Origin of the sequence: Marinilabilia rubra (assembly GCF_003121985.1) — a bacterium.
Taxonomy (GTDB): Bacteria; Bacteroidota; Bacteroidia; order Bacteroidales; family Marinilabiliaceae; genus Marinilabilia; species Marinilabilia rubra.
Genome location: NZ_QEWP01000011.1, coordinates 39337 through 63405, shown reverse-complemented (window position 1 = coordinate 63405; position 24069 = coordinate 39337). Strand labels below are relative to the sequence as shown.

Annotated in this window: 20 protein-coding genes; 7 read left to right on the top strand and 13 right to left on the bottom strand. The window is 38.4% G+C overall.

All coding sequences use genetic code 11. The annotated features are described in order from the left end of the window. Positions 1 to 172: 172 nt before the first annotated feature. Genes DDZ16_RS13620 through DDZ16_RS13610 form a run of 3 tightly spaced genes read right to left on the bottom strand, consistent with a single transcriptional unit; the run spans position 173 to position 1725 of the window. Positions 173 to 688, bottom strand: a complete 516-nt coding sequence (locus tag DDZ16_RS13620; RefSeq protein WP_109265038.1) for a hypothetical protein — start codon at positions 686 to 688, stop codon at positions 173 to 175. Next, positions 675 to 1400, bottom strand: a complete 726-nt coding sequence (locus tag DDZ16_RS13615) for an ImmA/IrrE family metallo-endopeptidase (RefSeq protein ID WP_109265037.1) — start codon at positions 1398 to 1400, stop codon at positions 675 to 677. Before DDZ16_RS13615 ends, DDZ16_RS13620 begins: the two co-directional genes overlap by 14 nt. Beyond that, complete coding sequence (locus tag DDZ16_RS13610; RefSeq protein ID WP_109265036.1) at positions 1390 to 1725, bottom strand: helix-turn-helix domain-containing protein; 336 nt, start codon at positions 1723 to 1725, stop codon at positions 1390 to 1392. Before DDZ16_RS13610 ends, DDZ16_RS13615 begins: the two co-directional genes overlap by 11 nt. A 611-nt stretch (positions 1726 to 2336) precedes the next feature. On the opposite strand from DDZ16_RS13610, the gene DDZ16_RS13605 reads away from it, so the two are divergent. After that, positions 2337 to 2855, top strand: coding sequence for a hypothetical protein (locus tag DDZ16_RS13605; protein WP_109265035.1), 519 nt, complete (start codon positions 2337 to 2339; stop codon positions 2853 to 2855). A gap of 439 nt (positions 2856 to 3294) precedes the next feature. Here DDZ16_RS13605 and DDZ16_RS13600 read toward each other — a convergent pair whose 3' ends face one another. The 4 genes from DDZ16_RS13600 to DDZ16_RS13585 all read right to left on the bottom strand — a co-directional run bounded on the left by DDZ16_RS13600 (position 3295) and on the right by DDZ16_RS13585 (position 6088). Next, on the bottom strand, positions 3295 to 4485 hold the full coding sequence (locus tag DDZ16_RS13600) for an ATP-binding protein (RefSeq protein ID WP_109265034.1): 1191 nt from the start codon (positions 4483 to 4485) through the stop codon (positions 3295 to 3297). A 169-nt stretch (positions 4486 to 4654) separates the two neighbouring features. Next, the gene (locus DDZ16_RS13595) at positions 4655 to 5110 is read right to left on the bottom strand and encodes an RNase H family protein (protein WP_109265033.1); all 456 of its coding nucleotides are present in this window, start codon (positions 5108 to 5110) and stop codon (positions 4655 to 4657) included. Between the two features lie 19 nt (positions 5111 to 5129). Continuing rightward, positions 5130 to 5423 (bottom strand): hypothetical protein, encoded by a 294-nt coding sequence (locus DDZ16_RS13590; protein ID WP_109265032.1) that lies wholly within the window; start codon positions 5421 to 5423, stop codon positions 5130 to 5132. Between the two features lie 2 nt (positions 5424 to 5425). After that, positions 5426 to 6088 carry a ParA family protein gene (locus DDZ16_RS13585; RefSeq protein WP_109265031.1) on the bottom strand — a complete coding sequence of 221 codons (663 nt, stop codon included), beginning with the start codon at positions 6086 to 6088 and terminating at the stop codon, positions 5426 to 5428. A gap of 350 nt (positions 6089 to 6438) precedes the next feature. Here DDZ16_RS13585 and DDZ16_RS13580 point away from each other — a divergent pair, with 350 nt between their 5' ends. The 4 genes from DDZ16_RS13580 to DDZ16_RS21090 all read left to right on the top strand — a co-directional run bounded on the left by DDZ16_RS13580 (position 6439) and on the right by DDZ16_RS21090 (position 9929). Continuing rightward, complete coding sequence (locus DDZ16_RS13580) at positions 6439 to 7005, top strand: DUF502 domain-containing protein (RefSeq protein ID WP_109265030.1); 567 nt, start codon at positions 6439 to 6441, stop codon at positions 7003 to 7005. An 87-nt stretch (positions 7006 to 7092) separates the two neighbouring features. Continuing rightward, positions 7093 to 7698, top strand: coding sequence for an SOS response-associated peptidase (locus tag DDZ16_RS13575; RefSeq protein WP_109265029.1), 606 nt, complete (start codon positions 7093 to 7095; stop codon positions 7696 to 7698). Between the two features lie 91 nt (positions 7699 to 7789). Further along, the gene (locus tag DDZ16_RS13570) at positions 7790 to 8923 is read left to right on the top strand and encodes a hypothetical protein (protein ID WP_146192237.1); all 1134 of its coding nucleotides are present in this window, start codon (positions 7790 to 7792) and stop codon (positions 8921 to 8923) included. 328 nt (positions 8924 to 9251) lie between these two features. Further along, positions 9252 to 9929 carry a flavin reductase gene (locus tag DDZ16_RS21090; RefSeq protein ID WP_109265027.1) on the top strand — a complete coding sequence of 226 codons (678 nt, stop codon included), beginning with the start codon at positions 9252 to 9254 and terminating at the stop codon, positions 9927 to 9929. A 42-nt stretch (positions 9930 to 9971) separates the two neighbouring features. Here the strand turns inward: DDZ16_RS21090 and DDZ16_RS13560 are convergent, their stop codons facing one another. Next, the gene (locus DDZ16_RS13560) at positions 9972 to 10985 is read right to left on the bottom strand and encodes a hypothetical protein (RefSeq protein WP_232526683.1); all 1014 of its coding nucleotides are present in this window, start codon (positions 10983 to 10985) and stop codon (positions 9972 to 9974) included. A 215-nt stretch (positions 10986 to 11200) separates the two neighbouring features. Here DDZ16_RS13560 and DDZ16_RS13555 point away from each other — a divergent pair, with 215 nt between their 5' ends. Next, the gene (locus DDZ16_RS13555; RefSeq protein ID WP_109265026.1) at positions 11201 to 12430 is read left to right on the top strand and encodes an ATP-grasp domain-containing protein; all 1230 of its coding nucleotides are present in this window, start codon (positions 11201 to 11203) and stop codon (positions 12428 to 12430) included. 3 nt (positions 12431 to 12433) lie between these two features. Here DDZ16_RS13555 and DDZ16_RS13550 read toward each other — a convergent pair whose 3' ends face one another. From DDZ16_RS13550 to DDZ16_RS13535, 4 genes are all read right to left on the bottom strand, one after another. Then, on the bottom strand, positions 12434 to 13339 hold the full coding sequence (locus DDZ16_RS13550) for a patatin-like phospholipase family protein (protein WP_109265025.1): 906 nt from the start codon (positions 13337 to 13339) through the stop codon (positions 12434 to 12436). 178 nt (positions 13340 to 13517) lie between these two features. Next, the gene (locus DDZ16_RS13545) at positions 13518 to 13712 is read right to left on the bottom strand and encodes a hypothetical protein (protein WP_109265024.1); all 195 of its coding nucleotides are present in this window, start codon (positions 13710 to 13712) and stop codon (positions 13518 to 13520) included. A gap of 363 nt (positions 13713 to 14075) precedes the next feature. Then, positions 14076 to 14357: a hypothetical protein gene (locus tag DDZ16_RS13540; RefSeq protein ID WP_109265023.1), complete on the bottom strand. Its 282-nt coding sequence runs from the start codon at positions 14355 to 14357 to the stop codon at positions 14076 to 14078. 468 nt (positions 14358 to 14825) lie between these two features. Beyond that, positions 14826 to 16106, bottom strand: coding sequence for a S28 family serine protease (locus DDZ16_RS13535; protein ID WP_109265022.1), 1281 nt, complete (start codon positions 16104 to 16106; stop codon positions 14826 to 14828). Between the two features lie 100 nt (positions 16107 to 16206). Between DDZ16_RS13535 and DDZ16_RS13530 the strand changes: the two genes are divergently transcribed. Further along, positions 16207 to 17241, top strand: coding sequence for a DUF4097 family beta strand repeat-containing protein (locus DDZ16_RS13530; protein WP_109265021.1), 1035 nt, complete (start codon positions 16207 to 16209; stop codon positions 17239 to 17241). A gap of 81 nt (positions 17242 to 17322) precedes the next feature. On the opposite strand, the gene DDZ16_RS13525 is transcribed toward DDZ16_RS13530, so the two are convergent. After that, a complete protein-coding gene (locus DDZ16_RS13525) occupies positions 17323 to 24048 on the bottom strand; it encodes an aminotransferase class I/II-fold pyridoxal phosphate-dependent enzyme (protein WP_109265020.1) in 6726 nt (2241 codons plus the stop codon). Positions 24049 to 24069: the final 21 nt, after the last annotated feature.

The window sequence follows — 24069 nt, the reverse complement described above, 5'->3', positions numbered from 1 at the left end:
CTCAAAACAGGAAGCAATCCAATAAAGGGTAGAAAAATTCAACCGATTCCAGTTAGACATAGAAAATCACAAGTGTTGGCATATAAAAGATTTATCCTGTGCGCAATTCTTTAGTTTTACAATACATGGGAGGCCGAATGGTTAACATCAAAGAACCGGGATTGTCATAAATTTAGCGGGCCTTTCTGTATTCAACGAAAGTTTTATTTGGCAATTTACTGCCTTTGGTGATCACATTATTGATGAAAGTATCACATTCTTTTTCAGAAAGTAATCCAGTCTCATAGGCAGCTTCAATGAAATCCATAGTGGTCAGATAAGCGATTTCATTCTCTTCGCAGTATTTCCTGATATCTTTTAAATTGCTGCTGGCTAACACATCTCGATGAAATTTGCAATAGGCCATACAAGCACTCTCTCCGGGACCAAATTTTTTCTTCAGACGAGCATACTCCATGATGACTTCCAGATCTGATGAAAAATCTAATTCCTTTAGTAAGGACATATTCAACAGCCTTTCTATTTCAGTTCTAAGTGGTCCCTTAAAAACCTCCAGAAATACGTCCTTTACTATGTACAGTTGATTAGGAAATATCCGGGTAAGTAAAAACAGCTGTTCACCTTTGGAAAAATGAATGATTACATCCGCATCTACAATTATTTTTTTCTTTCTATCAATTGACTTCATCGGCATTGGTGTTCGTTAAGGCATCAAAGCCGATGCTATTCATTAATTCCAGATAATGTCCCTCAGAGATTTTTTCTTTGTCAAAAAGTCTCTTTGCTAAAGAACCAAAATCTCCGATAACAACATCTTTATTGCCTGGCCGGTAAAGAGAATCGTAATATCCATGTTTTCTGGCAGACAGAATAATATCTGATTTAAAGTTATCGATAGTTTTGGAAGAAATTAACCCCAGCTCTTTAAACCTTATCAGTAGTGCTTTTCTTGAACAGCTGAAATAGTGCTCTACTTTTAAGATAGTTTCAAGTGAGATTTTATCCTTGCCCAATTCGTGATCCGGTATTAAGCTAATAATTCCTTCTTTGGGCATTAACAGGTGTGCAGCAAATAAATCTGCCTGATATTCTGTGGAATCTTTCCTGTTGAAAGAGCCGGCAGAACAGTGATGTGGCGTAAAGTTTTCCTGAATAAAAAGATGGTATAATTCATGACTGATAGAAAAATGCTGTCTTCCCAATGAATGGTTGGAATTAATAAGCATAAAACGAGCGTTTTCTACTTTTACAGCCATTCCGGAGAAGTTTTCTGAAAGAGGCTTAAAGAGTGTTATCACATTAAGCTTTAATAAAAGACTTTTTAGCCTGATTGGGTCGAAATTAGCAAATCCGTACTTTGCCCTGAATTCGGAGGCTTCTTTCTCTATTTTATAATGCATTTTCTAAACGTTCCATTTTTAAATAATTCCGGACGACTTTTTTAAACGAAGCGATGTACTCCAAATCCGACTCTGTGTTTTTACTTCTAAAAGCAAAAGCCAGGTTCAGTTTCTGCATCTCTAAATTTTCTTCCAACAGATCTGACAATTCAACCCCGAATAAATCAGCTAATTTATTAAGCTCTGTTACGGAAATATCTCTTTCACCTCTTTCATAATGAGATATCTGCACACGGGAAACACCCAGGTAGGCAGCCAGGTTATCCTGAGTAAGGCCTTGGATATTACGCAAATTAGCGATATTTTTACCAATAATTTCTTTCATGGGTTTTTATTGATTTGTTTGTTACAAAATAACAATTGTTTTCAACAACAAGCAATAATGTAACATATATTTGATTGAATTTGTTCTCTATTTAAAATCTATAAAAACAAAACATTCTCTTTTATGCTGCAATATTTGCAGATCTTTTTGTAACCGGCAAAATTGGAATCTTCCAAAATCTACTGGAATCTCCTGGAATTAGTTGGAATTTTTCGAGAATTAATGGATAATTCTTGAATTGAACCCATCCGGCTCCAACCGTTTAATATATGTCTCTGACTTTGGATGGATTTTGTCATCAAATTAGAAGCCCTTACCCTTTTAAAAAAAGAAAGCCTGCAATCACACTAAGGCGAGGTTTAACTCCTCAATGGCCTGAGACCAACATTAATGTGAAGCAGACTTAAAGCTGTAAAGTTATGAATTATTGAAAGATCTGAGTATTTTGGGTTAATACGACTTGTTTTTTCACAAAACTTTTTACTCACGTTTCCTGACAAGAGTTTTTTGTGAACTCTATCTCTAACCTAGGTTTCAGATAATTTATTTGATCATAAATCAGATTCAGTAAAAATTCTCATCTTTATCAATTCAAACCATCGGTAATTTTTATGGATAAAGAGCACAGAGGCGTTGTAACCCAATTTGATGTCAATAAAGAATACGGATTTATTAAAGAAGAACTAACCGGAAAATCCCACTTTTTTCGGTATGAACGAAAAGAACAAATTTTATGGTCTCGACAAACCAAAGAGCCCACTTTGACTTGTCCCCACAAAGACGATGTAGTATCTTTTCGTTTAAAAACCTCAGATAACAAAGACCATGAGTATCAGGCCTGCCACCTGACTTTCATCAAAAACCCAACCATTGAATCCATCAAAGAAAGGATGGCACAGGGAGTAAAATTTTATGGGCGGATATCTTTTAGCAAATACCGGTATTTTATACATGATACTAAGACCGGCATCGTCTTTCCGGTAAAGATCCTGTCCAAAGAAAGGGAATTCATTGATTTTGAACAACTGGACACCAATCCGGTTATTGAGTATATTTTGGAACAAAGAAAAAACCCGTCAAAGGTTTTGGCCAGGTTTAAACTCCCGGTTGGAGAGGCCATGGGAAAATAGGTTAGCCCCAAATTAACATGCTTTTTTCCCATACGAAATAATAAAACTGCCTACAAACCAGGACAACGTCATAAAACAAAGTCACTGATTTCTTCAATATTTTTGCCTGGTCATCCAAAACCTGCCACTTGCATTGTAAATCTTATTTCATTCATGGACAATTGATACTTTCACCAAGGAGAGCTATAATTTGATGAAAAAATTGCAATAAACAATCCAAGGCTGAAGGTTTATAAACTGGTAATCGGGTAATTTTGGGATTGAGGTTTATGTTTTAGCCTAATAGTAAATAAAGACCTAACAGCAACAAAGAGTAAATTATATTGTCTTTATTTCAACAAACTTGCATACATCAACAAGTATGCCTATTTTCGCTTTTGGGTTAGGGTTAAGGTTTGAAAGGTCTGTCGGAATACCGGCAGGCCTTTCTTTTTTACCCTCAATACAAAAACCCAAACAACCACAACGGTATCTTGTGCATATGCCCCACTTCAATCCCATCAGCAACCACAAATGAGTTGTCAATGTGCTTAACCTGCTTGTTGCTTTTCCCCCTTCCTCCAACCTCAAAAACATAGTCTCGAAAGGCAAAGTCCCCTTCAGGAGTATATTTCATGGGCCCAAGCGTTCCAAGTTGATTAATAAAAAAGCTCTCCCTAACATTTCCGATATTTGGATTATCGGAGGCCAACGCATATTGCAGATTTGGGTGGTGCAAATAAATCTTCTCCGGTTTTTGCAATGCCCCTATTCCTTTCGTATCGGAATACAGGCATTTAATCATCCGGATATCTTCCAAGTAACGAATAAACTGAACCAGACTGTTCCGACTAATACCAATACGCTCACTTAGTTTGGAAATATTAGGTTTAAAGGGAACCGATTCTGAAATAACATGCAAGAGCAATCTTATTTTTTCTACACTGGCAAAACTTATGTCGTGAGAAGATGGTAAATCAATACTCAGGGCCAGAGAAATGGTTTCTGACAGCTTTTGATGGTACAACTTAGGAGCCTCCTTAAAATGAGGATAATAACCATATTTCAGGAAATCCGAAAAATAAGCCAGGGGCCTTATACTCTCCGCAATTTGTAGGGCTTGGGAGGTATGATTTTCCAGCAATTGTTCAATGTCGATTGACTCAAAATCTGTTTCCTGAGTGAAGTTCAGAAACTCTCTAAAGGACAACCCATAAAGCTCATACATAACCGCACGTCGACTTAAATCTCCCTTTGCCTGATTCAGATGAATCAGGGAAGAACCAGTGAATACAATCTTGAGGTCAGGTTGATCATCATAAATGTTTTTCAGTTCTTGTGACCAATTCTGGTAGCGATGAACTTCATCCAGCAACAAATATCTTCCTCCCTGGATAACAAATTGCTCTGCAAAATCGACAAGCGTATTTTCAGTAAAGTAAAGATCATCAAGACTCACATAAATAGTCTGGTTATCCTGCGGGAGAAACTCTCTGGCATACTGAAGTAACAGAGTCGTTTTGCCAGCTCCACGAGCGCCTTTAATTCCGATCAGGCGACTATCCCAGTCAATTTTGTCCGCCAGATACCTCTTAAACTGAGTGGGTACCCTAAAGAGTTTCTGATATGATTTTTGAAAAAGCTTATCCATTTTGCTTATTTTATTAAACAAATATAATGATTTTTGCTTTTTCCATAAAGCACTTTGTGCGTTATATTATAAAAGCTGGCTCCCTAACAGAACCAGCCCTCGCACGGTGGAGGCAAAGCCCCCTCCGCATTGTAAACTTAAAAACAAGTTCTGGAATAATCAATAACTTTTAATACACATAACCGGGATCAACCAAACACCTGGAAGAACTGCAGGCCTTCGATGCCAATCGGTCAACCAGTCGGTTTTGAGCATGATCTGAATGCCCTTTTATCCAATGTATAGACACCTGGTGTTTTCGCATCTCACAGACAAGCTTTCGCCATAAGTCCTCGTTTTTTCTATTAAGAAAATAGGGAGATGACAACCAACTATTCAGCCACCCCTTATTAACGGAATCTGCCAGGTATCTTGAATCCGTATATAGTTCCACTTTACAGGGAAATTTCAAACAACGTAAAGCTTCAATGGCGGCCATCAATTCCATCCGGCTACTGGTTGTCCTACGATAACCCTTTGAACCTTTGAGCGTTTTACCGGCCTCACTAATCAGATAAAAGCCTATACCTCCCCTACCCGGATTGCCTTTGCAGGCTCCGTCAGTAAAAATCACAACCTTTTGCATGGGATATTTATTTAGGAAGTCACTCTATGCCCAGGAATTTAACTATTGCTTCGGCAACCAGGAGTTTAACCGGCTTCCCGGTCTCAATCTTTTTTAGATTAAGGGCTTTCTTGAGCTCTTTACTCACCTGCACCACATCATTGCCGGGCCCATCTGAATAATACTTTCTAAGGTGTGGCGCACATTCAGCCTTTTTCCTTCCTGAACCTTTCTTCCGTTCATAAAAAATATTTTCCAAGTGGGATTCTGATTTCTGACGAATTTGATTGACGACAGAATCGTCTGATAATTTATCGAATATAGATTTGACCATGACTAAAGGAATTTAATGATTTGCTGCATAAAGAGTCTGAATTCATTATTGATTTTAGGAGAAACGGTTTTGGAAGTAATTAAACTCTCACAACTGCGAATGGATCGTTCATAGGAAACAGAACGGGAAAGATTACGTCCAAGCAGCGGGAGTTGCTTTTGCTCAATCAGCCGTTCCATTTGCCTTATTTCTTTTCTCCCGTGCAAATCATTGAAGAACCATGCCACTTGAGGCTCCATATCAAACTTTTCAATCCGGCTTTGAACAACCTCATTAACTACCGAAGCAAAATCAATGAGATTCAAAGCATCAAAGTCATGAACCTTTAATGGAAGTAACATCAGGTCCACGAAAAAGAGAAAATCAGTAATCTCTTTGCGACTACCATCGGGTGTATGCAGAAAGCCGGGCATATCGATAATAATAATGTCGAATTGCTCATTCAATCCCTTAACCTTTTCGTATATTTCAGGCAGGGAAGCCGGAATAACAGTAAAAGGAAGGTTCTCCTGAACCGATGCATTTTTGAAGAGACTAAGCTGAAGGTCTGCGTCAACTATGCAGACCCTCCTGCTGTAGTCATTGGCCAAAGAACAGGCCGTAATCCAACTCAGGGTACTCTTACCCACTCCACCCTTGGTGGAAACATAAGATAGTGTTGTCATTTTGTTTAAATTTTTAAGTTATCGCCATTCCAAACTTAAAAACTTAAAAACCTATCACCAAAAATTTATGTGATACAAGTGTGATACACTAAAAATTATTGTAATTGATAATCAACCCACTAAGGGTTTTATTCGAGTTTTCTCATCCCGACTACTAAAAATGAAAGGGTTAGCACTGAAGTGCTGACCCCTTCTTTCATTTTAGCCAGGATGCTCCCATCTTCTACAATTATTGCCACTCACCTATGTCGCTTTGTATTCAATGAAATTTCGCCGGGCAGAGGGCCATCTTCAAAAAACCAAGGAAATATACTAAGTTTGTTGATAATAAACTCCTTCAACTTTGTGTTATGAAGAAAATTATTAATTATTTCCTGCAGGGCTTGTTGTACATTGCTCCCTTTGCAATTACAGCATACATCATTTACATTCTTTTCAATTTCACAGATAATCTATTGGATGGGATTCTTGAAAAGTATATTGGAACCGATATTCCGGGATTGGGACTTGTGGTCATTTTCTTTTTCCTGGTTTTGGTGGGCATAATAGGGAAAAGCATTTTAGCTCAGCCGGTCAAAATATTATTTAACAGAGTCATTGAGAAAGCGCCATTTCTAAAGTTTATCTACTCAGCATTGAATGATCTTTTTTCTGCATTTGTGGGCAAAGAAAGAAAGTTTAAAAAACCCGTAATCGTTTTGGTTAATCCGGTTTCCAATTTGGAAAAACTGGGTTTTATCACCGAAGAAGATTTAAGCAAACTTGATGAAAAAGAAAAAGTGGCTGTTTATTTTCCACACTCATACAACTTTTCGGGAGAGCTGTTTATTGTTCCAAAAGATCAGGTTAGAGAAATAGATGTTAATCCGGCCATGGTGATGAAATTTATTGTATCAGGAGGGGCTACAGGAATTTAAGTACCCCAACTATGTCCATGACAATTTTGAAATTCACCCAAAAGAAGTGCAATTCAAATTCAGGTATAACCCCAAATATATTAGTCCATGTGTTTCCGCACCAAAAACAATAAAACAGCACACGAGCTTGAGCAGCGCTTCAAGGCAAAGTTTCTTGATCCGAAATGGTATTCTCCGGATATTTTCAACGCCTTTACATTCCCCCAAACACCAATTGTAGCCAATAATCAGCCAAATGCCATTCAGGGATTTACATGGGGATTGATTCCACCCTGGGCCAAAGACATCAATATCCGCAAAAGCACTCTTAATGCAAGAATTGAAACGCTTGATCAAAAACCTTCCTTCAAACCCTCTCTCTCAAAACGATGTCTGGTCCTGGCTGATGGGTTTTATGAGTGGAAGTGGCTGAATCCAAAAGGCAACTTAAAACAAAAATACCTCCTTTCCCTTCCCGGAGATGAAGCCTTTGCTTTTGCCGGCCTCTGGAATGAATGGACCAACAAATCAACCGGAGAATTACTAAACACCTATACCATTATCACAACAGCTGCCAACGAACTAATGAGTGAAATCCACAATACCAAAAAAAGGATGCCTGTAATTTTGGAGCCGGAAAAGGAGTATGATTGGTTAACGGGAGGTGATTTAGCTATGGCTAATGATCGTTTGATTGCTTTGGAAAAGGACTGATTTCTGATTTTTAGACACATTATTTTTCATTTGCTCGTCCACAAACCAACTAAAAGAATGGATTATACTAAAATCATTAATGATTACTTTTATGAAAAGCTCTTTGCTAATCTCCTTTTCTTTATTGTTTTTCATTGGCTGCAACAGCCCACAATCCTCAAATAACAATAAAAACAATAACTGTTCTGAAAGCGGCAATGCCACAGAAATTTCGTCTCAATCCGGACAATCTGTCTCCAATTCAAACCAGGAAGACAACTACACCATTGTTTGGATAGAAAGAGCATTTGAACCTGAATACAATTATTCAGTCTATTTACAATCCTATAAGAACAACGTATCTGTAGGAGAAAAAACCAAAATTGACCTATCTTCATATGAAGGAGATATAATGCACGACAAGTATCACGTAGGAGGTTCTGTGGGGTTCCCGGTACAACTCAATAGTGACAAAACAAAAGCCTATTGCTCTATCGTAAAAAATGACGAACTGGAGGGTGAGTTTTCATGGGCTAAATTGGTTGAGGTGCAAATCAGCAATCAAGAATCAAGAGTAATCGCAGAATTTGATGGCTTCTTTCCAGCCTGGCATTACCACGAGCCTAACAACACTATTTATGGATACCTGCCTGATAAAAAACAACTGGTAGCAATAAATGCAGGGTCAGGAGTAATTACAACAATCAAAGAATTTCAGCATTATCAGGATGAATTCATTTATTATCCGCTAAACAATGGCTCAATTAACATCATCACCGAATCATCTGAAAAAAAGGTATTCAAACACCAACTCTCAACTAATAATAACAGTATAAAATCCACTCTTGTGGCCAATACAGATCAATTCTCAAGCTATAAAAATGGCTTTATGATAGAAACCTATAAAGATTGGAGCTCTGAAGTGGAGGAGCTCAGGATTTACTCCGGAGGAGAAGTCAAAGAGTCTGTTCCATTTAACTTTAACAACTTTAATACATACTGGGTAAGCAATAATGAATTTGCCTGCATCAAAGAAGACACACTGGTAAAAATAAATACAGACCTTAAAGAAACTGCAGAATTTAACAAGAAAAATATCCATATTATTGATGAACTTGAAAATTCTTTGTTCATCTCGTATGGAGATCACGGCAGCAAAACATCTGCTCTATTAAGTGATGATTTCCAAAGAATAAAAGTCATAAAAGACATTAATCCGGACGATATAATTGCCCTTCTAAAATAAAGCACACAGAAGCCGGATTAGGTTAATCTTCTGAATCCGGTTTTTTCACTTCATTTCGACAACAGCATCCAAAGCCTGATTCACCTCAAGATGAACTTTATATTTGGATATTCTTAAATCGTCGGGATCAAGATTCATTGGCTTTTTCAGATATGCACTTTAATAAACCGCCATTAATATATTCATATCCCGAAGCCTCATTTCTCCAATTGCTAATAATAGCAACCTCATTTCAATATGCAATGCAAATGCATCCATCTGAAGGACCTTTTGATTTACATCAGGAAAATTCATTATATTAGATAAGTTGAATTGAAAAAAACAGATCATGATAGACATCGAAGCTTTCAAAAGAATGTCCTATGGACTTTACATTGTTTGTTCAGGCAATCAGGACAAAGGAAACGGCTACATTTCCAACAGTGTATTTCAGGTTACTGCCAAACCAGCTCAAATAGCTGCGTGCTGTCATAAGGATAACTACACCTCCAAAATTATCGACAAAACCGGCAGTTATTCTGTTTCAATACTGCACAATGAAGCAGAAACATCTGTAATCGACAAATTTGGTTATCAAAGTGGAGAGAATGTCGACAAACTCCAGGGAATGAGAGTGGAATATGGTGGCACCGGAGTGCCGATTGTGCTCAACAGCGTGATTGCCTGGATCGAATGCAAGGTTGTAAAAAAAGTAGATGTGGGCACCCATATCATGTTCATTGGTGAAGTATTGCAAACTGAGGTAATTAATGACCAAAAGCCGGCAATGACTTACAATGAATTTAAAGAAAAGAAAAACCGTGTTGCTCCGCCCAATGCTCCTACACATATTGATGAGCCATCAGAAGAAGAAACTACAGAAAAAAGCTCCTCCGGAAAATACCAGTGTACACAATGTGGTTTTATTTATGATAATTCAGAAGAAGATACACCTTTCGAAGATCTTCCTGAAGACTGGACCTGCCCTGTTTGTGGTGCAAAGAAATCTGATTTTAAACCCATTTAAGTATCATAAAGGGCATCGACAAAAAAGCCGGTGCCCTTCTTTTCAGGATTCGCCATCCCATCCGGCCAATCGGGCCAAAATCCACCAAAAGGCGATGGCTTTACGATTGGCTGTAATATGTTGAGTATTATGCTCTCCAAACTTTACGATTCCATCAGGTTCAATGCGGTTTTCCCAATAGTCAACACCCACTTCATGGCTTTCCTGCCAATCAACATAATAGTTCCCTCCATAATTCTCTGAATCCCCATCATCACCTGAATCCTCCCAGTAATTTCCATCCATATCGTGGGTATCAATACTGTAATAATCCAGGCAAAACTGCTGGTTTTCCAGGCAAAAGGCATTGATCAATTCTGCCTGGCTTTTGGGTCTTTTCTTTCCGGTATTATTGTTTTTATTGGCATGCCCGGTCATTAATATAAAGTGAACACTATTTTCCCGCATATTCTCCCCTGAGCCTATTCTTGAACCACCCGGTCCATATTCAGCAATTAAATCTGCTATTCCCGGCAAATAAGTGCCTTCAACATCATGTCCTTCAATATCACACCAGGACCACATTACAACATTCACATCCGCATTTTCAGAGGCATCCAAAAAATTCCTGGTAGTTTGAACAAAGGCAGATTCATTAGTACTCAAATCTCTGGATATAACCCCTTCTCCGGCATACTTCTGAATTTCATTGTCAAAAAAAGCCAGTTTTCCGTCCACTTTTTGATCTTTTGTGACACCAAAAAGGTCAGAATCGCCATCTTTAAAGCCAGTTAGTCCAAATACCCCCCTTGAAACATGGGTGCCATGAGAAGTATGTTGATATGCCACAACAAATTCCTGTCGGGCTTTATCAATGTACTCCTCCGGAATACTTCTCAGAACATGATCAAAAGCTACTTCATGACCTGCAACAAAAGAGGGGTTTTCTACATTCTCTTCTTTTGTTTCCTGATTTTCATCGTTTGTTGATTTTTCTACCTGATCTTTTTCTTCGGTAGTGGAGCATGCAAAAAGCATAATTACCAACAATAAATACGATTTGGATTTAAATTTCATGACTTAAGTTTCATTTGAATGATTTACAGATTGATTTATAAAAATCGCAAACACGTAAAAAGAGGTTGCATAGCCACGACAACTAAATTGCCATTCAGTGCAGATCGGTGCTTAAAACTTACCAGTAGCAAATTACAACACCATTAGATTTTAATCAACCATTATTTTGAACACCGGAGTGAATTTGTTTATTAGTTTTGCACAAAATTCAAAAGATGATGCGCAGGTTTTTTCTTTTCAATCCCACCAATGAGATGGCTATTGCCAACGGCCAGGTTTCCTATATGCCACCTGCGCATCTCAAGCAGTTTGAAAATGATTTGGCAGCACTCCCCTGGCTTATGGCAAATGAAAATGATATTATCCTTGTTCCGGAGGGCAAAATGGAAAGTCTAAGCCACCTTGCCCAATATGACTTAAAATTGCCAAGATTGATCTCAGGTCCGGAAGACATTAATAATGAAGGAATAAATGAGCTATGGCCCGAACCCTGGGGATGGAGTCCTGCTGTTTACCGTTCTTTCAAGCCATTCAATGATTTTATAGATTCAAGTTGGCAAACACATCCGTTTAATAAGTGGGACGAGAACCACAAACAATTACTAAGCAGGGAAACAGGTTATGAGCTACTCAAAACGATTAAAAACATAAAAACAGCTTCTCCAGGCGATTTTGACCTGATTTTTTTACCGGAAGCCCCCATGGTGATAGACCATGAAGCTGATTTATCAAAAATTCTTGAAAGCATGGCACCTCCGGCGGTAATCAAAACACCGTTTAGTGCCTCCGGAAGAGGATTGTACAGAATCAGAAATTCGCAGGATAATCCTGAAAAATCTCCCTGGGTAAAAGGAATGCTAAAGCGCCAGGGCAAAGTATATATAGAAAAAATGCTTTGTAAAGTTCAGGATGTTTCCTTTCAGTTTATGCTTTCAGAAAAAGAAATTAATTACTGCGGGCACAACTTTTTTTATGCCGATCCTTCGGGCCAATTTGCCGGATGTGCAATTGGGGAACCTGTTATTAATTCTCAGATATTAGCAGATAAAACAGTATTGGAAACAGCCATTGAACAAGCCTCAACATTACTAGGCAGAGGATTGAAAAAAATGAATTTAAGTCATAATTATTGGGGGCCCGCAGGGGTAGATGGAATTTTTTTTAAACATTCTGACGGCCGTCTTCTTCTTCAACCTTGTCTTGAGATCAACCTTCGCCATAACATGGGGATGGCCAACATATTCTTTAAAAAGAAACTACATCCGGAAGCCATTGGCAGCTGGCAAACCGGTTTGTTTCAAAAAGAAGAGTGGAAGAAATTTTGCCATGAAAAAAAGAAATCAATGCCTGTTATTCTATGTGATGGAAAAATAAGACATGGCTTCCTTCCTTTCGTAAGTCCGGAAAACCCACAGCTGTTTGGAGCCTGGTTAACTCTAAAATAAGAGTTAACCTTCAGTCTCTTCTTTCTCAATGCTCTCCTTTTTCAACACGGGGGCCAACTCTTCCTCTATCATCTTTTTTGTATTTTCATAACCCACCTCTACCAATTCATCGACCCTGTCAAAATCAAGAAAAGTAAATTCCTTCAATTCTTCAGGTTCAATCATAAAATCACACATTTTTCGGCTCTCGATAACATTCTGTTCAATTCCCAAACTAAAGGTGCGCTGGGCGATTTCCCTGATCCCGTCAAGTTTAGTCATAGGACCATTATAATTGACATGGACTCCAATTAATGTCTGGCATTTATCTTTAATAGAAGCGGCAGGCAGATTATCAAACAAACCTCCGTCAATATAGGTTTTTCCATCTATCACCTGTGGTAAAATAATAACAGGTACAGAACAGGAAGCCAGAACATAATCAAAAAGAGGTCCTTTTTCTCCTTTCACTTCATTTTTGCCATCAGAAATATTGGCAACTGACAAATAAAAGGGTTTTTTCAGAACAGAAAAATTATCTTCCTTAATTTCATTTTGCAGAATTCGTCTGACCGCATCCAATTCGAACAATCCGTTTTGTCCAAACCTTAGAGAAACCATATTGTATATTTTGTCTTTCTTGACCAGTTCCAGTATATGGTCGGGACTGTAACCAGCAGCATACAAAACACCCACCAAAGCTCCCATACTGGTTCCTGAGATAATATCGGGAGACATTCCCTGTTCATCCAACGCTTTCAAAACACCGATATGGGCATACCCTCTTGCGCTTCCACCGCTAAGTGCAATCCCTATATCATGATCTAAAGAATTTTGCTTTGGCTCAGGCCCCTCGTCTTTATTAGCTTTTGGTAACGAAGAACTGTGTCCTTCAGATCTATTCTTTCCAAACCATTCCAGAATTCCCATTTTTCAATAATTAAAAACTTAAATACATTCTGTCAAAAGAGAGAAAAAAGCTCTCTTTCTGCCATCAGGTGAAAAACTGATCACGTTTACACGCAAATAAAATTACCAAAAAGGGGAAGAACATCAAATGTCCTCCCCCTTTATTTTTCTCAAAAAAGATTAATAAAGCCTTTTGGCTTTAATCAGTAGCATACATTAAAAGCGCGGAATAAGTATTAATGCCCTGACTTGAGTGAGCAGAATATTCCAGCTCAATAATTTGTTCGGGCTTTACACCTTCCTCCTCCAAAAAAGTATTAATTTGATCATCAAGTGACATATCATAGTCGTCCAGCCCGGTGTACTGAAAATGTTTAGCTAAAACTTTTTTCATAAGTATATTAGAATTACTAAGTGATATAAGTAGTTTGTTTTTTCATTTTCTTGTACGCAACAAAACTCTTTTTGATACAAAAAATCTTATTTAACAGACCATCCAATTTAAAAAAACATGCTCTTCTACTGATAAACAAACAATTGGGAAAATGACCCATTTGGTAATTGTATGAACTTCATTCAATACACCAGAGACAAATCCCTTATTTAGTGCCAGCAAGAAAACTCATGTTTTTCATCTGTGCTTGCAAGAAGACGTCAAGTGCAAGGCTTGCGATGTTTGAAAAACAGGAGTTTACTTTTCGTAAATGACTGTTTTGAAGACAAGCATAACGCAGCAATTGTCGTTTTCTTGCAAACACTATTTAAGATTATTCACAGCATCAATTAGCTCTGAAGACTTTTGGTCCATTTCTTTTCTAACGTCTCTAAAAAAAGATTTAACCTTTTTGGGATTATCTTTTCCATCGGGATGATTAATCTTAGCTATTAAATCATTTCTGAATTCAATCGCATCGGTTATTACTTTCTTAAATTGGTCTTCAGAAATTCCATCGAAAAGCATTTTTCTTACATATGCTTCGGTGACAATCTCTGAGGCTAAATAATTTATGTCTTTTTTGAGATCTCTGATACTCGCCATAATTATAATTTTTAAAGTTTACTATTTCAAATTTAGGCCTTTTTATCCATGATATAAACAGATAAGCAGACTTTTTAAGATTTGCAACCAATATCCTGAAACAAAAGGTTGCCAGACCGGTTTCTTAACTTCAAATATTTCACACCTACAAAACAAGATGAAAACAACAATTCCAGGTAACCAATTAAACTGGAAATCATTTACCTAAATACCCAATACAACGCCCGCTTGCATCCGGAAAGTGCATAAAACACGTATTAATCATAAAAAACGGTCCATTCGTAAAAGAATTAGACAATTTAAACATTTAAGCGTGACAAAGGCAGTATAATTATTTAAATTTGTGTGTGTCAGAAAGTGCTTGTGCTTTTTACCCAAGGAGCACAGCCTGACCCAAGTTAACCCATGTTCAAAAAGAAAAAGACGACCCAAAACGTTGGGCCGTCTTTTCTGTTTTATAATGAATAATTATTCTATCCAGTCGTTCAATTGATGTATCACTTTCTGTTTAAGAGAATCGGGAAGATTATTGATGCGGGTACGATGACTTCCACCGGGCTTTTCAATTTTGATAACATTAGTAAATCCTTCCGGATCCAAAGAAGTAGCGCTCCAGGGATCATTTTCACCGGTGATTACAATCATTTTAGGATCCTCTTGTTTCAATTTCTTCAAAATATTAACAGGCGCCTGCTTGTCAAAAGTCAGTTTATCTACTTCCGGAGCCATAAACCGATTTGAAACGGTATCTTCTTTTATTTCATCCAACCATTCTTTTAGCGGGGTTGCCAGGTATGGATAATAGCCTAACTCCTTATAAGCCTGATAAAAAAACGGACCAATCTGTTCCCACTGTTGATCTGAAAAATAACCAAAGTCACTTCCCTGATGTAAATGATTAAAAAGTACTTCTGCTGATGCTCCCGGTTCAGGAATCTGATCCACCGGACCGCCCCACTGCCACAAACTAAAGGGATATTCAAGAACGGCTAATTCGAAAGCTTTTTCTTTTCCCATTCTGAATGTATATCCTTTTTCCCTAATCAGTTCCTCAAAATACGGGATTAGTTCCTCTTTTCTTTTAAGCACCTCTTTCTGGAACTCCCTAATGCGTTTTCGCTGCTTTGAGGTGCCCACGTTCTCGAAAAACTGAACCAACCTCTGATCTTCTTTTTCCAAATTGAATGGGGCTACATACGGAACAGAAATATCAACATCCTTTGGATAAAGAGCACGATGGATCATAGCCGTTTGGCCTCCTTTACTAATGCCTGTATTTATCCATGTTCCCTTGTAATATTTCTTCAGCAAATCCACAATATGGTGGTGATCCATAGCTGCCTGTTCAATAGTCAGGTAATCCCAGTCAATGGAGTCAGGTGCTGAACGGTCAAAATAGCGGTGCTCCACAATCACCTGGTTACCCTCGACGATTTGTGTAAGCTCAGTAGTGTAATTTCGCGGGGCCATGTACCCCTCTGTAACCAAAACAACAGGAGCCTCGGACGACCTATGCGAAAGCCAGACCCGCTGTTTGAAGGTCCCCTTGTCAGGATTATGATGATCAACAGGCTGCTCCACCCAAAGAAGCCATGATTTTTGAAAACCGGAATCCGGCTCAATTTCTTTAAACGAAAAAATCTCTTTATCCTCTTCAATATTATTTGTTGTTAAAGGAACAGAAACCCCACAGTATGTTAAAAATCCTGCTAAAGCGGCCAGGACCGCAAAACGTAAAATTTTACTCATTTATTAAATTTTTATTCAACCAGAAGAAGTGCAAAAATACATCAAAATCACTTACTTTGTGATGATATAAGTTACGAAATAATCACTTAAAAACGGAATTATGAAACATCTGCTTATCTTATTAACCACTTTTTATTTTGGTGCAACTACTTGTATCGGTGCTCCTTTAGAGGTAGTACACAAATCCGCCAAAAGCTATGACAACATTGAAAGCTTAGAAGTAAAAGGCGATTTTTGCAAAGTAATAGTCACTTCTTCAACAAACGACAAAGTTGAGGTTGATGCCCTGATTGAGGCCTCCAAAAAGATTGATGGTTTTAATATAAATGAAAAAGTAGAGGGAACTAAACTAACGCTATCTGTAAACACTCCGGATGAACATGTTTCAACCAAGTCGGGAGAAATCGCTATTAAAGTACCGCAAGATTGCAATATAAAAGTAAAAACCCGTTCCGGATATATTGAAGCTATAGACATTTCCACTGGAAATTTGGATGCTGATGCCTCGTATGGAAAAATAATACTGAATGAGGCATCGGGTAATTTCAAATTAAAAACCAGTACGGGATCTATTCAGGTCTCAAATTTGAAAGGCGATCTCAACGCAAAAACGACAAGTGGAGATATTGAACTGAAGGATATCAACGGACAAACAATGCTTATTACCGACAAGGGATTAATTGATCTTCAAAACATAAAGGGAAGTCTGAATACCCAGACCAATACTTCGGCCCAAAAAATATCAGATGTTGATGGTGACTTAAAACTAAGAACCTCCACCGGCGAATTGGCACTGAAAAATATCGACGGCCATCTTCAAACCATCAATGACGACGGAGATGTTTGGATTGAGGATCTCAAGGGGACCATGGACCTAAAATCAATTTCCGGGAACCTAAACGGGGAAGGCATTCTTCTGACAGGGAATAGTAATTTTGAAACGACCAAAGGACGTATTGATATGGCCCTTAAAAACGATCAAAAAGAGCTCACCTATGAACTGGAGTCAAATTACGGGTTCCTCTATATTCCGGGAAAATCAAAGAAAAAGAGACTTAAATCCGGTAAAGGATCTATACATGTTACGGCCATCAGCAACAATGGCGCTCAAAGATTTACAAAAGCAAAAGAGTAGGGACTATATCAACGCAAAAAAAAGAGGTTGTTTCAAACATGCGAAACAGCCTCTTTTTTTGTTATTCAGAGTAAGACCTGGTTACTTTTTATTACTGCTTTTCCCGGAACCACTCTCCTTTCCGGTATTCTTTTGCGCTTTGGTATTTTGTGTTTTCTGAGGAGCCGTGTTTGGTTTAGAAGCTGTTTTGCGACGTTCCAATTCCTGTAAAACTGCATATTTGGCAGCAGCAATTGTTTCACGATTTACCTTTTCTGTGATTCTTCCTTTCAGGAGATCATCAAACTCGATGTAACCATCCATCAACAATAGTTGTGTAATCATATTGTTAATTATAGTTTCATCACTATATCCTCTTGCTTCATAAAGTTTTCCAGAATCTTCCAGAAACTCCTGTGCAAAATCGGGATAATTAGGCAAACTCATCAACTCATTGCAGGTTTCACCAAAACTATTCAGCTCAATATTCAGGTTGGGTGTCACCAACAAAGGACTAAATTCCTCCTTCCGATCTTTAGGACAAAACATATTAACTCCCTTTAGATCAACAGAAACAGTGGCATCATCCATCCGCACAAATTCAGCTTTCATCATTTTATCCAGCTGGTATAGATAGAAATTATACCTCCATATCTCATTGCTCGATTGTCCCTGCGCGAATACATGGGCATACTTTTCCCGAACAATGCGCCTGACATGGTTTTTCTTATCATTTATTTCGCTGCTACCGGCACGCAGTTCCTTGATAAGATTGGTAAGTGACTGGGCTGCCTTTTGCGGACCCATAATCTCTTTTCCTTTTTTACCAATCTCTGTAGAAACTATTCCACATTCTATTTTAGCCCCTTCTCCTTTTCCGTCAACTCCCCCGCTCAAAACATCAATCAGGTAATAACGACCTTCAATTTGTTCATCCTGCGCAATGAAAGGCTGACCTGCAGGCGTACTGGCCAAAGAATCAAATATTGAACTAAAAATATTTCTGGAAAGAACAACCTCATCTATCTGATCACCTAACTTTACATGAGCAATGAACCTGTTTTTGACAATATCGAAATTAACATTCTCAACAGTCCATTTCTCATCCTCAAATGGAATCTTCTTACCAATAAAAATCTGACTAACAACTTTCTCAATATCAATTTTATCCATCATCTTGTAAGAAGATGCCAGATAATATTTCCCATCTCCTGGATCAATCTCCCAGTCGAGAACATCATCAAGATAATTGCCGTGTTGAGACAACATTTCAACGATATTTTTGTCAGCGGTGTACCTCGACAAAGTCCTCTGAAAATGAGGCCCGTCCTGACTTGTCGCTTTTTCTTTACGTTCTCCGTGGGAATCAATGTAAAGCATAAAATTTTCCGGGTTACTAACCCTTGTAATGCCGGCTTCCTCTTTTGAATAGTTGTGAGCCGTCAACATGATGTCAATTTTATATGGCATCTGAATCTCACAAAGTCCGCTAATGGTACTTCTTGAGTTAAGATCATCCACATTGCTGTCAGCGCTGCTTTCAAAAAGATATTTGTAATACTGAATGTATTCGGGATCAAAATCAGTCACCCGTGAAAAGTCTCCCTCTTCAGTACCAAAACCATAAAGATTGCCTTCCTTATCCCTGAAAACATGGAACATATCTCCGGCAATATTCTTTATAGAGCGAACTCCCGGAAGATTCTGCCGCAACCATTTCAAAGTCAAACCGGCAAGCATTTCTGATTTTCCGACACCGCTGTCTCCATCCACTTCAACAACGAATATGGAGCCATCTTCAAGTTCTATGGCAAAGAGAGAACCATGCTTGGGAATCCCGCCCATTTCTTTCACCCGCTCATTCATCATGGTAAGCCAGGGCTTTTTAACATCTCCAAAATAGTCGGCTTCTTTGCGAAGGGGAGTAACCAGTGTTTTGATATTTCCATTGGGCCCTTTAATATCAAAATAACCAACCTGAGGGAAAGAGATGACCTTCTCCGGAGCTCCTAGAAGCAGCAATACATCAGGTACAAAATTCTCAGCTTCCTGCAATGAAATATCTTTGTATTGAGTCAGTCTGAAAAAGTCAGTCAGATACTTTATGTAGCCTTTCTGGAAAATGATAAGCTGAGTAACCACACCGCTTCGCATTATTTTACAGCGATAATCATCGGGATCCATATTAGCTACAAATCGAGCTACTCTGCGCTCAAAAAATTTAGAATCAGGTTTAGTCGACAAAGCTTTTATGTAATCGTTTTTCGACCTTCCCCGGTTCATATCCAACAGGTACATGGGTTCATCCTCCCCCCTGTCGATTTTATGGAAAGGATACTCCCGCTTTTTGGCGTCCGTAGAGATGCGTGTATGCCGCTGAACCGATTGTTCAACCGATATCACACCACACTTGGTCATCACATCATTAATCCAGGCCAACGATCCGCCGTCAAAATCTTTCAAAGTCTTATCCTTAACTTCAAAGTTCCGGTACAAGGTAATCCCGTGTTGAATCATCTCATTTACATCACTTTTCTGCCGTCTGAAGCAGGTATCCAGAACTTTTATTAAAGTATGCATGTACTTATGGTAGTAATCGGTTCCCTTAGAAAGGTTTTGCAATAAAATCAGAAACCCTACCACTTTCTGAGTAACCTCATTAAGTCTGTCTTCTCCAACCTTTATATCTTTCTTGCGGATGATGTAATTCATAATATCATCAACTTCTCTGGGAAGAATATCTGTCAGGATGTTTTCAGTAAATATCTTAAGATCTGCATCATCCGTAACATCAATTCTTTCCTGGAGAAACTTCAGTTTCTCGGTAACCTGCCTGAAGAAGCTGTTATTATTCTGAATAAGGTACAGATAAAGAATCCGGTCACTTACAGCCAGGTCTTTGTTAAAAACCCTTCTTTTAACAACATCGGCAATAAAACCTACGCTCCTCGAGGAGATATTAATGGCTGAGAACTGTTCATCCTGCCTTAAAGTCTCAACAAAGTGACTTACGTATCGCTCCAGGTCAAGATCTTTTACCTTCAAGCCGGTAACTTCCTCAAACAATTCACAGGCCGTATTAATGATTTCAAGTCTGCTGGGTTCAATGGTTGCCTGCTCAAACGGAAGATTGAAGTGAAGGAGGATTTCCTGAATATGCTTTTTTAATACAATATTCACCCCTTCCAGTCGAGCAACATCCATGTAATAATCACCGCTGGCCTGAAGCGTAAGAATTTTCATTTTTGTATCAGAGAAAAGCAAGCGCTCCATTTCAATCAGGATTTCGCGCATGATATTCTTCTCCTCCGGATCATCAAGGACATAATCGTTTGGATGAAATGTCTTTTTATTGTTGATGTACTTCAATATTGTGGCTTTACTGAAGCGGGAGGCCACAATGTTGAAATTAAGATTCCTGATCTGAGGTATTTTTTTGTAGATCTGTGGAAGAAGGTTCTCGTAAATTTTGGTAAAAGCCCTGCTCCTGATAAACTCTTCAACATTACGGCAATCCCCCACATCACCCTGAAACTCTATCACAGAATTTTGAGAGTCACCAATGGTGGTAATAGAAACTCCACTTACTTGTGGAGAGGCATGATACAAAGAGCGGTTTTCATTGATTAACAAGGATTGATTAACCTTTTTCTTCAGGTCCCGAACCATCTTGTAATCATCATAAACAGCCTCCAGAAAATCAGAGGTTTTGCCCGAATTGAGGATTTGATCCATCAGCACAGACACTTCCTCATTGGGAGCTTGTTTTCGCAAAGCTTTAAATTGCTTCCAGTAATTGAGAAACAATGTCAGTGCTGTACGTATTTCTTTTTCAAAAATTTCATAACTCTTTGGTGTCCCCTCAATAAAGCCACCCAGCGAAAAACGCATCACGCCTGTACGATAAGGCAATGCAGAAACACCTCGCTCACCGGCAATCTTTTTGGCGAAATCTTCCAAATCATTGAAAGTGCCAAAATCATGAAACAACAAATTAAACAGGTAAGAACCATCCGACTTGATGATAGAAACATCTTCAACCTCCAGTTCTTTTATAACTTCGTCAGCAATTCTGGTAGCTGTTTTTAATCGCAGATTAGACTCTGAACGGAAGTTTTTGTTAATCCTGAATCTGTTTAATCCTTTGATTAACTCTCCACTATAATAAATATAGAAAGGAACATCTTTATATTTAAAATCATCCGGTAAACCAAGTATATCAAGTTTGGCAAGTGACGCCAACTCATCCAGCAGGAATAAATGAAGCGGACTGCCTTCAAAACAGGCTTTAATAGCATCTCCTGTAGCAGTTTTTCCTTTTCCGTCACCGGCACTATTGCCCACAACAAAAGTTTCAATCTGACTGATAATGCGGCTTCTGGAAGCATCTTTAGGAAGTTTGGATTCCAATTTATCTTTAAGAGCTTTGGATTTCAGCCCAACCTCCAGTACAGTATTAAGAAAATACAGTGAACTACCATTGCCTCTGACTGCCTTATTGATATTTCTGGAATAATCAATAACTTCTTTCATGGCAGGTGTAGCAACCAATGCTCCCAGGCGATCGCCCGATCCGGCCAGATTTTTGGTGGTAGACAGAGACGAAACTGCACGGATCTTGGAATAAACATTCTCGTTATTAAATATGTACCGTGATATCGAACGCCATTTTGGCATCATATCATCTGCAGTTTTTACACTATCAGTATAAGCTTCATCAAGCAATAGCGATATCTTACTATTATTGATAAACTTAAGAAATTCAATTAGATTGTCCCGGTTAAAATCACTGTAACCGGTTGGATTGGATGGATCATTAACAATAATGGTAACATTCTCGCTGAAACGATCCCACAGGTTTCCACTGGCATCAAAAAGCTGTAAGGTATTTTTAATCCGGGAGAGTTTAGCTAAAATGCGTTCATAATCGAGTCTTTGGTCATCCAGGTTTTCGATTTCAATATCGAATGGATTGATGTAAAACTTATCATCAGCAAAAAGATCGGTATATTCCCATGCCAGTACTTTATTGTAAATAATGTATGGCTTGGGCCTCTTATCTCTGTAAAACAGAAGATCCCTGATTATCATCTGAACATCATCAGCGATGGAGGTCTTTTCCAGATTACCTAAGTCACTAATAAACTCTTTGATAATTATCTGGTCTTCTTCATTCAGGTTTTCAAAATCTTTGTAAACGCCAAGATCTATCAACACGTTGCGGAAACGGCCTTTATTGTCAGATTCATTGTCAACCTTAGCAATATATTTTTGGTATTTTTCCAAAAACAGGTTAACACCAAAGTTCTTGTGAAAGTGATTGTGGAGGGTCCGCTTATAATTATCGGGGATAAAGTTGATAATGGTTTTGCAACGATCAAGTATTTTATTGTCAATAGGTTTCAAGGGGCGTTGCAGCAAATACTCCCCGTAAGTTCGAATCTGGTTGCGCCCGCCGCCTTCCAGAATTGTAGCAATCTGAACAGCAGGGGTATCAGAATAAAAATACTTTCTAATTCGATCTTCAAAAGTATTAATAAGTTCTTTATTCTGCTTTTCACGTTTTTCGGGAGAGGCAGTATTTTGAATGAATTGAATAAAATCCCTGAGACGGGCCAGGGAATAGCGGTCTTTAAGTATCTGACGTGAAAACGAATCAAATTTAAAAAGGCTCGTATTTTTCAAAAGATCACTGGTTTTTCCAAGTTGTTCTTTCTTGATCTCTTCCAGCTCCTGATTGTAATTATCAATTTTTTGATCCAACAGCTCCTTAAATTCTTGCAGGTTTTTGGAATTGACGTTCTCCAGAATTAATCTCAGGTTCAACTGAGTATTCGCAGGCGCACCCAGTTTCTTCGTATGGACTTTATTCAGGGTGTTAATAATTCCATTATGGAAACTGAAAACAAGGGATGTATTGGAAGCATGAGATTCGGGAGAATCGTCCACTACCACAATGCGGGAAATTAATGGAAACCATTTAGCTCCGGCAAACATATTTTTACGCATATGCTTAACCTTCACAACGAAAACACTGGAAGTTTCATCCTGCATTTGATCAAACAGGTCACTCCCTGAAATATCTTCCACCACCCGAACGCAGTCCCGGCCAAACACCTCTCCTTTCAGGAGATCAACAGCTGTATCACTATTACCTGATACAACGGTCCTGATAAGCCCGTTAAGACCTTTGAAATTTACCGCCCACTCGGTTCGATGAAGAAAATTGTTTTTCTCTGCCTTTGTTGTATAATGGGTACTCTGATTAATCATCTGTTCCAGAGTATCCATCAGATAATTCCAGTGTGCCTCATCAATATCACCAATCACTCCAATTACATCCCGGAAACGACGCAATTCAACGGGGGCATCGCCAATAATGACCCTGGACAAAAAGTTTATGGTCTTTTCAGTTACTGGTGGCGTACCCACTGAAAAGTCATGAGCATTAAGGATATTTTTAATCCATATTTTTTGATGGTTATTAACAATGTCATGATCGGCAAAGTAGCTCAAACGCCGATTAAAACCCTGATTCAATGAATTATATATAAATGCCTTTGAATCCTCATGAGGAAAAAGCATCAAAGAAATATCAGAATAACCAGGTATTTCTTCACGAAACTTGAGTAAAAACTTCTGAATCTCAGCTTGCTGTCTTGCAGGATCTGTTGGTTCTTCATAACAAAGGCGGGCAAACGCCTTCAAATTATCGAAGACAAAATTGGGCAAAAACACTTCGGCCCTTTCTCCCAATGAAGCATAAAGGTCAATGTACTCACGTGCTTCTTGTCTTAGAAATGCTTTGGGGACTCCTTCGATTTGCATAACCTATAAGTATTTAAAGAT